This is a genomic window from Rheinheimera pacifica (assembly GCF_024809855.1).
GTDB lineage: Bacteria > Pseudomonadota > Gammaproteobacteria > Enterobacterales > Alteromonadaceae > Alishewanella > Alishewanella pacifica_A.
The window spans coordinates 99,334-113,819 of record NZ_JANUEM010000003.1; the positions used below are offsets into that span (position 1 = coordinate 99,334).

Consider the following 14,486-nt stretch of genomic DNA (forward strand, 5'->3'; position numbering starts at 1 on the left):
TGGCTTGCCAGCTCTTTTGCTTATTGTCATAAAACTGCAATTATTTGCAGTTACACTTGTGCCACTGGTTTGTCATGCTCAATCAGACGCTTAATTGGAGCAACCATGAGTAATATTTCGTTGATCGTGCTGTTACTGGCACTGATGGCAATTGCCTATCAGGTTGGTATGGTACGCAGTCGCAAGGTCGCGACGATAAACCCCGGTGTGCGCATGCACTCAAGGCCGCAACACTACGGCATGATGGTTGGTCTGTGGGCGGTATTACCGGCCTTTTTTGTATTGTTAATATGGGCCTGGTTTGCTCCGGGTGTCATAAGCACCATGGTGCAGGCCAGCTTACCTGCTGAATTAGCCACTCTGGACAGTAATGAAATGCGCATTGTTATGCGCCGGATCAGTAACCTGGCGGCCAATTTCGGCATCGTTGCCGATGCTGCCGACTGGGAACTGGTTGCTGCTGAATATATGAAGCAATTGCAACATAGCAGTACCATGCTGCTTACTGCGCTGATGGCAACATTAGCGTCGGCAGGGTTGGTGATCAGTTTCTACAAAATTCAACCACAACTACGCGCCCGCCATCAGGTAGAGCGGGTAGTAAAAGTATTACTGGTGTTGTGCTCCACCGTCGCCGTGCTGACTACTGTCGGTATAGTGTTATCGATGGTGGGCGAAACCATGAAATTCTTCAGTTTTATTAAACCGTCAGACTTCTTTTTCGGTACCACCTGGAACCCGCGTTTTTCTACTACCGGAGTAGGTGAAGGTTCGCTTACCGGCAGTCAGGGTAGCTTTGGTTTGTTGCCGTTATTATCGGGCACTATGCTGGTAGCACTTATTGCGCTGGTGGTAGCTATACCGCTAGGTTTGATGGTAGCGATTTATTTATCAGAGTATGCACCGGCAAAATTTCGCGCCACTGCCAAACCGGTTATTGAAGTGCTGGCCGGTATTCCAACCATAGTGTACGGTTTTTTTGCGCTGGTTACGGTGGGGCCCTTTCTAACCGATCTGGGCGCAATGCTGGGGCTGACGATCCGCGCAACCTCAGCCCTGACAGCCGGTGTGGTGATGGGTATTATGATTGTGCCGTTTATCTCATCACTGACAGACGACATTATTACCCAGGTGCCAAAAACCATGCGGGATGGTTCGCTGGGGCTGGGTGCGACTAAATCAGAAACTATTCTTAAAGTAGTGTTGCCTGCGGCATTACCGGGCATAGTTGGAGCCGTTTTGCTGGCAGCCAGCCGTGCTATAGGTGAAACCATGATAGTGGTGTTAGCAGCCGGTAATAGCCCGGCACTGACTGCCAACCCGTTTGAAGCGGTGTCGACAGTAACGGTAACCATTGTTAACCAGTTAACCGGCGACAACGATTTTGCCAGCCCGCAGTCTTTGGTTGCTTTTGCGCTGGGTTTAACCTTGTTTGTCATCACGCTGCTACTAAATGTGATGGCGCTGGTTATTGTCCGTAAATACCGTGAACAATACGAGTAACTGAGTATGAAAGTAGCAGAACCTCTTATCAAGCCGGTAATAACCGCTGGCGCAGTACAACAGAAAGTAACCGCTTCACTTGCCCGGCGGCATCGTAAAGAACGGATATTTAAAGGCATTGGCCTGGCAGCAGTGCTGGCCAGCCTGGCGTTAGTATTGATTTTATTTGTTAATATTTTTTCTAAAGGTTTACCGGCATTCTGGCAGTCAGCTATTACGCTGGATATTTATTTTGACCCGCAAGTGATTAACATTAGCGAAAAACCGGTACAAGCAGCAAATGAAAGTGATAACGCCTTTCGCCAGCGCGATATTGAATGGCAAACTGAAGTTGGCTTTATAAATTTCAACCGTTTAATTACTGATAGCCTGACAAAGGTGCTGCCCGATGCCAGCCAACACCGGCGCGATTTGCAACGTATAGTAACCTCTGGTGAGCGTTTTGCACTGCGTGATATGGTGGTGCAGGACACCAGTATTATTGGCCAGACCCGCACCTTACATTTACTTACCGATGCCAATATTGATGTGTGGTTAAAAGGTAATATTGACCGCAGTTTGCCTGATGCTATGCAGCAGTTAAGCCCGAAAATGCGTGAATGGGTGCAGTTATTGTCAGAGCAGGGCTTGATACAAAATCGCTTTAGTTTTGCCCTGTTTATGAACGCAGATTCACGTAGTTCGCTGGCTTCAGCGGGTTTAGCCGGGGCCTTTATGGGCTCGTTGTATATGATGCTGGTGGTTATTATTCTGGCGGTGCCCATGGGCGTTGCCGCAGCAATTTACCTGGAAGAATTTGCGCCGAAAAACCGTTTCACTGATTTTGTTGAAGTGAATATCAACAACCTGGCTGCGGTGCCTTCTATCGTGTTTGGTTTGCTTGGGGCTTCGGTGTTTATTGGCTGGTTTAACCTGCCTATGTCGGCACCTATTGTAGGTGGTTTGGTGTTATCGCTGATGACATTACCTACAGTGATCATTGCCACCCGCTCTACGCTAAAAGCGATTCCGCCATCTATCCGTCAGGCAGCATTGGGGCTGGGGGCGTCAAAAATGCAGGCTATTTTCCACCATGTGTTGCCGCTGGCGATACCGGGGATTTTAACCGGCGCTATTCTGGGTGTGGCGCAGGCACTGGGTGAGGCTGCACCGTTGCTTCTGATAGGGATGAAGTCTTTTGTGGCATCAGTACCCGGCTCACCGTTTGACCAGTCTACGGCTTTGCCGGTGCAGATTTTCCTGTGGCAGGGCAATGAACTACGTAACTTCTTTGAAGCAAGAACCTCAGCGGCCATTATTGTATTGCTGGCGCTGATGATTTCATTAAACGCACTGGCGATCTGGCTGCGTAAAAAATACGAAAAACGCTGGTAATAGCTATGAATATGATGAATAACAACGCTTTACTCACAAAATCTGATTTAACAGCAGCGGAACTTACTATGAGCAATGTAGCGCAGGACAATGCAACTAACCTTAAAATCATCGCGCGTGACGTTAAGGTGTTTTATGGTCAGGCTGAGGCTGTAAAAGGTATTAGCATGGACATTGCCCAGAACGAAGTTGTGGCCTTTATTGGCCCGTCAGGTTGTGGTAAATCCACCTTTTTGCGCTGTTTTAACCGTATGAACGACACCATAGAACATTGCCGGGTTACCGGTTTAATTGAAATGGCAGGCCAGAATATTTATGACCCGGCACTGGACGTAGTGCAGCTGCGGGCGCAGGTAGGTATGGTGTTTCAAAAGCCTAACCCGTTTCCTAAATCTATTTATGAAAATATCGCCTACGGCCCGAAACTACATGGTCTGGCAGAGCGTAAAGCCGATCTGGATGATATTGTTGAATCCAGCTTACGCCGTGCCGGTTTATGGAACGAAGTAAAAGATCGTCTGGATCATCCCGGTACAGGCTTGTCTGGTGGCCAGCAACAGCGTTTATGTATTGCCCGCACCATAGCGGTTAGCCCGGAAGTGATTCTGATGGATGAACCCTGTTCAGCGCTTGACCCTATTGCAACCTCAATTATTGAAGAGCTGATTGATGAGTTAAAACAAAATTTCACCATCGTCATGGTCACGCACAATATGCAGCAGGCGGCACGCGTATCAGACAAAACCGCGTTTTTCCATCTTGGTGAACTGGTTGAAATGGGGCCGACGAATGAGCTGTTTACCAACCCGCAAAATAAGCGCACAGAAGACTACATTACCGGCCGTTATGGTTAATCTAGCTTGTTAACCCTTTATTGCTATTTCTGACAGGAGACTGGCGTTATGCCAAATAACAAGATCGGTGGCCATTACTCACAGGCCTATGATGAAGAACTACAACAGGCGGTAGATCGCCTGGTAGATATGGGCGGCTTGGTATTGCAGCAATTGCGCGACAGCATGGCTGCTTTTACTACTGCGGATATTGCACTGGCAAAACAGGTAAAAAAAGGCGACCGTCAGGTAAATAACTTTGAGGTGGATATCGACGAGCATTGTCTGGATATTCTGGCGCGCCGTCAGCCTGCGGCGACAGATTTACGCCTGGTATTGTCGGTACTCAAAAGCATTAACGACGTGGAGCGCATTGGCGATCAGGCCAAGCGTATTGCCAAAACCCTGCTGAAAGATGAACAGGGAAGCCGGCCAAGTGCAGAGCAACTGGCAGAGCTAAATGGCATGAGTGCAAAAGTACAACTGATGTTGCAGCATGCTTTACTGGCGTTTCAGCAAATTGATGCCGATAAAGCACTAAGTGTTCTGCGTGAAGATAAAGCAATCGACGACGACTACAGCCGTATTATGCAGCAGAGCCTCAGCGCCATGATGCATGATTCACAGCAGATCAGTGTGAGTTTGCAAATTTCCAATGTGGCCAAAGCACTGGAGCGGGTTGGCGATCATAGCCGCAATATTTGCCAGCATGCTATTTTCCTGAGCAAAGGCCGCAATGTTGCGCATCTGAATGATGATGAGCTACAACAAATTGTTGAGGAAAAGCGCGACTAACTGTAGCTGTTACCCTCTGTAGTACAAAAGGGGCTTTGCCTCTTTTGTACTATCTGCACGCCGTTGCTCTGCCAATCTGCTCCTTATTCTTGCAGTCATAATTTTGTCATTAAACTTTCATAAAAGTGTCGCTTTTCAGTTTGTTGTCTTAATATGTTTATAGCGTTTAACCGCGTAATAAAAACAATAAACAGGCACAGGACACACTATGAAAAAAACAGCGATAGCAGCGGTAATTATGATCTCTGCAACGGCAGCCGTACATGCAGAGCCTATTACCATTTATGGCCTGATTAATGTCTCGGCACAATCTGTTGATGAAGGTGAAGGGCGCTTTTCTGAAATGAAAAGCAACAACTCACGCTTTGGTTTGAAGGGCGATTATGCATTGGACGATGGCCTTACGCTGGTGTATCAGCTGGAGTGGGGCGTTAATGTGTCTGACAGCAGCAGTAGCAATGTTACTGCCCGCAACCAGTATATTGGTTTGGCTGGTGGTTTTGGTGAGGTACGGCTGGGGCGGCACGATACCGCCCTGAAAATGTCGCAGGCTAAAATTGATCAGTTTAACGATTTTGAAGGTGATCTGGGGGCTTTGTGGGAAGCAGAAGTGCGTGCCAATAATTCTATCAGTTACTTTACTCCGGTTATCAATGGCTTTGGTGCTCAGCTGACCTACATTCTGGAAGACTCAGCCGACGCTGAAGATGCCTATTCTGCCGCACTGTTCTATGGCGATGAAAATCTTAAAAACATTAATTTTTATGTCTCGTTAGCACTGGATGCTGAGGTAAATGGCTATGATGCTGTACGGGTAAACACCCAAACTAAAATAGCCGGTGTTACTCTGGGGGCTATAGTACAGCGCCAGGAAGATACCGAAACGGGGCTTAAGCAGGATGGCTGGCTGGTAAGCGCAGCTTACCCGTTGGGTAAAACGGAGCTGAAAGCCCAATACCAGACCCTGGAAGACGACAACTCTTTTAGTGTGGGGCTGGATTATAAAGCCGGTAAAAACACGACACTATTTGCCTGGTACAGCAGTTTTAATTTAGAGACGCCCCAGCCCGACCGCGATTATCTGGCGGTGGGTATCAAGCACCGGTTCTGATAAAACCCCGGTTCTGTTTATCACCAAAACGCCAGCCATAGTGTTGGCGTTTTCTTTTATACCTTAATAAAGTTTAATATTTTGTTTTTAAACAGTTTTATTTTTCCCTTTCCACATGTTTTGTTTTTTTGTGCAAAAAATGCGCTGGGTTACATTGACGTTTTCAGTATTGTGTCTTAACTTATGAAAGCGCTTACATTGATGGTGAAAAATATTTAATCAAAAACCATCATTAAAAACTGAAAACACGGGGAAGGATAGCATGAAAAAATCAGCAAATTTGGCTGCGCTTGTTGGTGCGGGCCTGCTTATGTCAACTTTATCGGGGTGCGGCGGTGCCGAAACGCGCTCAGATTTTGATAATGTTGACGTAACACAGCCGGTAACTGACTGGCAACTGGTGTGGAGTGATGAGTTTGACGGCAACAGCATAGATGCCACCAAATGGACGCACGAAATAAACTGTGACGGTGGTGGCAACAACGAAAGGCAATGTTATACCGACAGCAGCGATAATGCTTATGTTGCTAACGGCATACTCAATATTGTGGCGTTACCGGCAGCAGAAGGTGCTGAAAAACCTTATACCTCTGCCCGGCTGGTTACCCGTAATAAAGCCGATTTTAAATACGGCCGTATTGAAATGCGTGCTCAGCTGCCATTTGGCCAGGGTAGTTGGCCGGCGTTTTGGATGATGCCCACCGATAGCGTCTACGGCGGTTGGCCCAGATCAGGCGAAATTGACATTCTCGAGGCGGTAAACCTTAAAGTGGTCGGTGAAGATGGCGTAGCAGAAGCTAATGTACACGGCACCTTGCATTATGGCCGTGAGTGGCCGAACAACTTGCACTCAGGTAAATCGTATCAGTTACCGAATGGCGTTAATCCGGCAGACGATTTTCATACTTACGCCATTGAATGGCAGGAGGGTGAAATCCGCTGGTATGTGGATGGTTATCTGTATGCTACCCAGCGCCAGTCAGAAGTGCGTTATAACGCCAACGGTGACGCCGTCGGGCTTTCGCATCGTGGTTGGTTTGCCGAATATTATAACATCGCCAGCGGCGAGCTTGAAACGCACTGGGATGCCGCACCTTTTGACCAGAAGTTCTATCTGATCCTTAATTTAGCCGTAGGCGGTAACTGGCCGGAAAACGTTAACAATCTGGGTATTGATGCCAGTGCTTTTACTGAGGGCCAGCGTTTTCAGGTTGATTATGTCCGTGTTTATGAATGTTCAACCAACCCCGTAACGGGCAAAGGCTGTGACACTGTACGTGGGGGTTATGACAGCCCGGACGATGCGCTGGTTACCGGTTTGGCGCCAATCCCGACGACAGCTTCAGGGCTTGTACAAAGCCTGACTATTTTTGATGGTACGCCAAACCCGAACTGGGCCGCCTGGGACTGCTGCGGCGGCACAACGCCTGCGCTGGTAGCTGATGCACAGCGTGGCGATGTATACGAGTTTAGTGTTGGTGCAACACCTACCGTAAATGGTTTTACCAGCCGTACAGAGTTTCTTCCTGAATCTGGCGTCGCATCACCATTTGATGCTTCCGGTATTACAGAAATTGGCTATATCCGCTTTGATATGCAGGTTACCTCGGCGCCGGGCAGCGCACCGTGGATATTTAAAGTAGAAAGTATTGGCGCTAACTCGGCGGTAGAGCTTGAGCTTACCGCCAGTACTGAAGCGACTGCGCCGGTAACCGGACAATGGCAAACCTATACTTTTCCGCTACAGGCGCTGGCTGATGCCGGGTTAGATGTTGCAGCCATTGATGTGGTGATGATATTCCCAGCCTGGGGGCAGGGCGAAGGCGCGGTGTACCGGCTGGACAATGTAGAAATTACTCTGGATTACCCTGAACTGGTGTTATTTGCCGATGAAGCCAACCCGGACTGGGCGTTATGGGACTGTTGTGGCGGCTCAGTACCAACAGAAGTAATGGACGATGCAGAGCACGGCACGGTTGCGCAGTTCAGTATTGGTGCCACGCCAACCGTAATGGGCTTTAGCAACCGCACAGAGAATGGAGGCAGCGGTGAGGTGTTTGATGCCAGCTTATTAACCAACGGCGGTGTGGTGCAGTTTGAGATGAAAGTGGTAAGTGCCCCAGCTAATGCCGCTGTTGACTGGCTGTTTAAGCTTGAAGCCAATGGCAGTGGCGACGGCGCGGTAGAGCTGAACCTGGCTGACAGCGTAGAGCAAGCCGCACCGGTAACCGGCCAATGGCAAACCTATACTTTTAACCTGGCGGATATAGCGGCCACCGGGTTTGATGTTTCTGCTATTGATGTGTTGATGGTCTTTCCTGCCTGGGGGCAGGGCGAGGGGGCAGTGTATCGCCTGGACAACGTCATCATTAAGCAGCCGTAACGCTGAAAAAAACGAAGTGCCGGGTAACAGGCCCGGCCATTAATAACAAATTAAAATCAGTAGGGCCGTTATGAAAAACAGTATTTTTGCAAAAAGCCGCCTGGCTGCTGCTATTTCAGTGGTAATTGCTACAGGCAGTGCGTCATTGCAGGCGCAGGAAAACCTAAACACCAATGCTGCTGAACCGGGCATTGAAGTTATTCAGATCAGTGGCATTCGTGGCAGCCTGATGCGTTCAATGGATGTCAAGCGTGAAGCCTATGGCGTAGTGGATGCAATATCAGCAGAAGAAATAGGCAAGTTTCCCGACACCAACCTGGCAGAATCACTGCAACGTATTACCGGCGTAACGGTAAGCCGCGCCAATGGTGAGGGCAGCCAGATCACTGTACGTGGTTTTGGTCCGGATTTTAACCTGGTTACGCTTAATGGCCGGCAAATGCCGGGCACCGGTTATAGCCGTTCATACAACCTGGAGAACCTGGCTTCAGAGGGTGTAAGTGCACTGGAAGTATATAAAACGGCGCGGGCAGAAAACCCCAGCGGTGGCCTGGGCGCCACCGTTAATATTATTACAGCTAAGCCGCTTAGCAGCCCGGGCGAACGCTATAGCTTTTCTGCTAAAGGTATTTACGATTCTTCTAATGAAAAAGGCGATGATATTACGCCAGAGCTGGCTGCCATTTACAGTAATACCTTTGCCGATGAAAAGTTTGGTATTGCTATTTCATTGTCGCATCAGCAGCGCGATTTTCAGCGCCAGTACGCCAATATTCAGGGCTGGCAGGTACAGACCAATGCACAGTTACCTAACCTGGACCCGTCACAGGTTGTCGATGCGCGGCCAACGGATGCCGACGGCAACAAAATGGGCTATGCCTTTTTCCCCAAAGATATGAACTACGGTATTGATGATGTGCAACGAGAGCGCAGTAACGGCCAGCTAACACTGCAATTTGCACCGGTTAATAACTTTGTGGCCACACTTGACTACACCGTATCACAGGCTATTACCGGGGTAGAAACTATTGGTTGGGGGATCTGGAATGAGTTTGGTGGCAATATCAATGCCTACGAGCTTGATGAACGCGGGACGGCGATATTTGCCGATATCGGCGGGAACGATGGTTCTTTTACGGCCAGTAAAGGCACTACTGAGGTTAAAGCGCGTTCAATAGGGTTAAATCTTGACTGGACAATCAACGAAGACTTTCATGTCAGCCTTGATTATCACGACTCTAATAATAAAACCGACAATGGTGCTGACAAAGGCAGTGGCAATGTTGGCCAGGTGATATTAGGCTCAGATAAGCTGACGACTAAAATCTATGATTATCGTACCGGGGAAATTCCGCAAGCTTCTATTTTATGGCGCAATGGCACCAATGAGCTGGCTCCGGGGGAGATAGACTCTAACTTCAGCCAGTTTACCCATTCACCGGGTGAGTCGGCAATTAAACAACTGCAACTGGATGGCACCTGGTATAACTCGGTGTTTAAAATACCACTTGTTAGTATTAGCAGCGGTGTGGCACATACCAAGCAAACCATGGGTGGTTATGAAGCCTGGAGTGGTTTGCGTGGCGGCCCGGGTTTTAACCCCAGTTTTACGGCGATTTTTCCGGATAGCATGTTTGTTCGCCACTCTACGGCAAACTTTCTTGATCAATTCAGTGGTGGAGGCCTTGGTATGGCTTCGCCTTATTACTATACCTACGATTTTGATGAAGCAGTGGCCCGGCAGAGAGCATTTTTAACTGAAGCCGTGATGGGGGGCGATGTCTATGTGCCAGATGCGTATTTTGACGGCATAGACAGCGAAAGCTCTGTAGAAGAAAAAACCACCAGTATTTATCTGCAGTCTGACTGGCAGTTTGATATTGGTCGTTTCCCGGTGCGGTTAAATGCAGGCCTGCGCTATGAAGAAACCGATGTTACCAGTGATGTACGTCAGCGGGTAGAGCGGCAGGTGACCTGGGATAGTGCGTCAGAATGGATCATGCAGTATGAGCAGGGGCAGGATACATTTCTTGGCCAAACCGGTAAACATGATGTGTTGTTGCCAATGTTTGATTTCCGGGTTGATCTGACCGACGATATTGTGGCGCGGTTTTCCTGGGGTAAAACGATTTCCCGTGCTCCGCTGGGCTTTTTGGCCGGAGGGCGTAGCTTAAGTGGCAGCCCCAAACCAGGTTCCCGTACAGGTAGCCAGGGAAATACCAATTTGCTGCCGTTTGAGTCTACTAATCTGGATCTGAGCCTGGAGTATTACTATGCCGAAGGCAGTTACGCTGCAGTGGGATACTTTAAAAAGGATGTAGATAATTTTATTCAGACCACTATTACTGAACTGACTATCGACGGTTTGCATGATGTGCTGAATGGCCCCCGCTATTTGCAAGCTATTGCCGATCTTGAGGCCCGTGGTGAGCAGGCAACCAGCACGGCCATTTTTGAGCAAATGCTGGCAAACGGGCATGGCAATGCGGAAGGCAAAATTGAGCCTTCTGCCAATGATCCGCTTATTGTCTGGAACATAAGCCAGCCAGCTAACACTGATAAGAAGTCGGTCGATGGTATTGAAATTGCTGTACAGCATCTGCTGGGTGATAGTGGTTTTGGTATTGGCGCCAATGCTACCTTTGTTGATGGTGATGTTAAGTTCAATACGGAAAGTCTGGATCAGCAGGCCCCGCTGACCGGGCTCAGCGATTCTGCTAACTTCCAGCTGTTTTATGAAAATCATGGTTTATCAGTAAAAGTGACGTATGCCTGGCGTGACAAATACCTGATTGGCGTGGGGCAGGCACAAGGCTCGTCTGATGCTCCACCGCAGTTTGCCAGATCTTTTGGCCAGTGGGATATGAGCGTAAATTACGACATTAACGACAACCTGACAGTATTCTTTGAAGGCATTAACCTGAATAATGAAACCGAGCGTGGTTATGGCCGTTACGAAGAGCAATTCCTGTTTGCCCGCCAGTACGGCCCGCGGTATGCGGTTGGTGTGCGTTATACCTTTAAATAGCCTCAGTAACACTGCTTAAATGCACCAAAGCCCCGTTAACATGGGGCTTTGTTTTTCTGCCGACCAGCCTAAAGGCAACAAACGCAATAAGGTTAGCGTTGCTTTCGTCATAAAACTGTCACCAAACAGACATCATACCGACATTTTCTCTGCCGATACTGTGCCCCAGTTAAACACAGGCACATCGATAATAACGACTATTCGGAGAGTAAAATGAAAACAATCAAATTTGGTCTGGTTGCCGCTGCTGTACTGGCTTCTTTAGCTGTTCCGGCTATGGCTGCTGACGTTACCATATATGGCCGCGCCCATTTATCACTGGACTCACTGGATAACGGTGAAGAAGATGGCACTAATGTGTCAAGTAACTCCAGCCGTCTGGGTTTTAAAGCCAGCACTAAACTGGAAGGTGGTTTAGAAGCCTTCGTACAGATTGAACAGAATATCCGTTTTGATGAAGGTTCTGGTAACTGGGCATCGCGTGATTCTTTCGTTGGTATCAAAGGCGATTTCGGCCAGGTACGTGCCGGCCAGTTTGATACGCCATTAAAAGCCGTACGTGGCAAAGTCGATATGTTCGGTGACCGTATCGGTGATATCCGTAACTTAACCCGTACCAGCACTTCAGGCGATACTAATGCCAATATCGGTAACGTGTTTGACGAGCGTTATAAAAACGGCGTGCATTACCGCAGCCCAAGCATGAACAACTTCACGTTTGACTTACACTACACGCCGCACAATAACACCGGCGCAACAGTAGATAACGTGCAGGAATCTTACAGTATGTCGGTAAGCTATGAAGTTAAAGGCTTCTATGCTGCTGTAGCATATGAAACTTTTGAAGGCCAAAATGATCTGGACCCAAGCGCAGTGCGTGTAGGTGTATTCTATGACATCACTGATGCGTTCCGCTTAGCCGGTATGTATCAGAACGCCAGCGATGTACCAGGTGGTGACCGTAACGTATACGGTATTGGTGCCAGCTACAAAATGGGTGCTTATACGCTGCGCAGCCAGTACTACGTAGCGGGTGACAACGATACCGACAACACCGGTGCCAACATGTTTGTTATCGGTGCAGACCGTAACTTCAGCAAAGATTTACTGATGTATATCGCTTACGGCGTAACATCAAACGACGACAGCGCGAACTACCGTGTGTCAGCCGGTGGCCGTGATACACAGTTAAGCACTATTACCGGTGAAAATGCTGCAGGTTTATCTTTAGGTATCCAATACAGCTTCTAAGCGGATAGCCGCCATTAAGCCCGCCTTCGTTGCGGGCTTTTTTATTCGGCAGTATAAATATTATTTGTTATAAAAATGTTTATTTGGTTTTGTTTCATAAAATTGTCATAATTTATGCGCATAATAGGCGCATGCTAAACACTTCGGTAGAACACTATGTCAAGAAGAATCCTGGTTGTAGAAGATGAAGCGCCCATCCGCGATATGCTGTGTTTTGTGCTGGAGCAAAACGGTTATCAAGCAGCAACGGCAGAAGATTTCGACTCTGCCATTAATGCACTGGTTGAACCCTACCCGGATTTAGTGCTGCTGGACTGGATGCTGCCCGGTGGCAGCGGTATTCAAATTGCCAAAAAAATGAAACAGCACGACCTTACCCGTAATATTCCTATCATTATGATCACCGCCCGTGGTGAAGAAGAAGATAAAGTACGCGGCCTGGAAGTAGGCGCTGATGATTATGTTACCAAGCCATTTTCACCCAAAGAGCTGATGGCTCGTATTAAAGCAGTGATCCGCCGCGTGGCGCCTACCAGCCTGGATGAAGTAATTGAAGTTCAGGGGTTAAAGCTTGATCCGGTGTCGCACCGCGTAATGGCTGCTGATCAAGCGCTGGATATGGGGCCAACCGAGTTTCGTTTATTGCATTTCTTTATGACCCACCCGGAGCGGGTTTACAGCCGTGAACAACTGCTGGATCATGTCTGGGGCACCAACGTGTATGTAGAAGACCGCACAGTAGATGTGCATATCCGCCGTTTACGCAAGGCGATTTCTGTTGCCGGGCATGATAGATTAGTGCAAACCGTGCGGGGCTCAGGCTACCGTTTTTCTGCTAAATAAAGGCTAAACCCTAACGCTATGCGCCAACTGTTATCAAAAAGGAAGGTATACACTAAACTCTTCCTTTTTTACTGTTTTATTGCTCTGGTTGGCCTTATTTCTAACAGCCTGCTGCTGGCGTTGCTTATTTTTACCGTCGCGCTGCTGCTTTGGCACTACCATCATTTATTTTTAATGGATAAGTGGTTGTGGCGTGACCGCAAATTATCGCCGCCGATCAGCGAAGGCATCTGGGGCCATTTATTCGAAGGTATTTACTACCTGCAACGGCGCGACAGACGTAAAAAACGCGAGCTGCGCAATGTAGTACGCCGTTTTCGTGATGGTGCCGAAGCCCTGCCTGAAGCCGTAGTGGTGCTAACTGATGACTGGAGCATTATCTGGAGCAATAAGCTGGCGCAAATTCTGGTAGGCCTGCATTGGCCGGCTGATGAAGGCCAGCGCTTAGACAACCTGATCCGTCATCCTGATTTTTTGCATTATTTAAAACAAACCAGGTTTGAGCAACCGCTTGAGCTTGCCTCGCCGGTTAACGACCAGCTGACGCTTGAATTTAATATTATGTCTTACGGCGCAGAGCAATACCTGCTGATTGTGCGTGATATCACTCAGCTAAAGCAGCTGGAGCAAATCCGCAAAGACTTTGTTGCCAACGTATCACATGAGCTACGCACGCCGCTTACGGTGCTGCAGGGCTACCTTGAAGTGATGGACGACGAACATCTGCCTGATAAAGCCATGTGGAAAAAAGCCCATAACGTTATGCTGGATCAAACCAAACGTATGGATTCTCTGGTGCAGCAGTTGCTAACATTGTCGCGTATTGAAGCCTCTGCCAGAGTGCAGTTTGAACCTGTAGTCGATGTGCCTGCTATGCTGCATCAACTGGAGCAGGAGGCACAAACACTAAACCGCGAAAAACAGCACCGTATCCGCTTTGATATTGACGACAGCCTGAAGGTTACCGGTGTAACCGAAGAGTTACGCAGTGCTTTTTCTAATCTGGTAACTAATGCCATTAAATATACCCCTGCCGGTGGCGATATCAGCGTTAGCTGGCAGCGCCAGCATTTAAAAGCGTTGTTTGCCGTTAACGACAATGGCGAGGGTATAGCTGCGCACCATGTAAAGCGCCTTACCGAGCGTTTTTACCGGGTAGATCAGGCCCGTGCCCGCAACACCGGTGGCACCGGGCTGGGGCTGGCGATTGTAAAACACGTACTGTCGCGCCATAACAGCCGGTTAATGATTTTCAGTGAACCGGGTAAGGGCAGCAGTTTTTCTTTCTCTATACCGGCAGAACTGGTGTTGGGGCAGAAAACAACAAAACGTGAGATGAAACCGCAGTAACAACCTGCAAAAATA

10 protein-coding genes are annotated in these 14,486 nt (G+C 48.4%); all 10 read left to right on the forward strand.

Going from position 1 to position 14,486, the window contains the following annotated elements; all coding sequences use genetic code 11:
* The first annotated feature begins 105 nt into the window (after positions 1–105).
* Complete coding sequence (gene pstC / locus M2404_RS05770) at positions 106–1,503, forward strand: phosphate ABC transporter permease subunit PstC (RefSeq protein ID WP_259238776.1); 1,398 nt, start codon at positions 106–108, stop codon at positions 1,501–1,503.
* Positions 1,504–1,509: 6 nt separating this feature from the next.
* Positions 1,510–2,877: a phosphate ABC transporter permease PstA gene (gene pstA / locus M2404_RS05775; RefSeq protein ID WP_259238777.1), complete on the forward strand. Its 1,368-nt coding sequence runs from the start codon at positions 1,510–1,512 to the stop codon at positions 2,875–2,877.
* Positions 2,878–2,945: 68 nt separating this feature from the next.
* Positions 2,946–3,731: a phosphate ABC transporter ATP-binding protein PstB gene (gene pstB / locus M2404_RS05780; protein WP_259238778.1), complete on the forward strand. Its 786-nt coding sequence runs from the start codon at positions 2,946–2,948 to the stop codon at positions 3,729–3,731.
* Between the two features lie 48 nt (positions 3,732–3,779).
* Positions 3,780–4,505, forward strand: a complete 726-nt coding sequence (phoU, locus tag M2404_RS05785) for a phosphate signaling complex protein PhoU (protein WP_259238779.1) — start codon at positions 3,780–3,782, stop codon at positions 4,503–4,505.
* Between the two features lie 208 nt (positions 4,506–4,713).
* The gene (locus M2404_RS05790; RefSeq protein WP_259238780.1) at positions 4,714–5,616 is read left to right on the forward strand and encodes a porin; all 903 of its coding nucleotides are present in this window, start codon (positions 4,714–4,716) and stop codon (positions 5,614–5,616) included.
* A 310-nt stretch (positions 5,617–5,926) separates the two neighbouring features.
* Entirely contained in the window at positions 5,927–7,999 is a 2,073-nt protein-coding gene (locus M2404_RS05795; protein ID WP_259238781.1) for a glycoside hydrolase family 16 protein, read from the forward strand.
* Positions 8,000–8,069: 70 nt separating this feature from the next.
* Complete coding sequence (locus M2404_RS05800; RefSeq protein WP_259238782.1) at positions 8,070–11,027, forward strand: TonB-dependent receptor; 2,958 nt, start codon at positions 8,070–8,072, stop codon at positions 11,025–11,027.
* A gap of 213 nt (positions 11,028–11,240) precedes the next feature.
* Positions 11,241–12,278, forward strand: coding sequence for a porin (locus M2404_RS05805; protein WP_259238783.1), 1,038 nt, complete (start codon positions 11,241–11,243; stop codon positions 12,276–12,278).
* A gap of 156 nt (positions 12,279–12,434) precedes the next feature.
* Entirely contained in the window at positions 12,435–13,121 is a 687-nt protein-coding gene (gene phoB / locus M2404_RS05810; protein ID WP_259238784.1) for a phosphate regulon transcriptional regulator PhoB, read from the forward strand.
* Positions 13,122–13,139: 18 nt separating this feature from the next.
* A complete protein-coding gene (phoR, locus tag M2404_RS05815; protein WP_259238785.1) occupies positions 13,140–14,471 on the forward strand; it encodes a phosphate regulon sensor histidine kinase PhoR in 1,332 nt (443 codons plus the stop codon).
* The last annotated feature ends 15 nt before the right edge of the window (positions 14,472–14,486 follow it).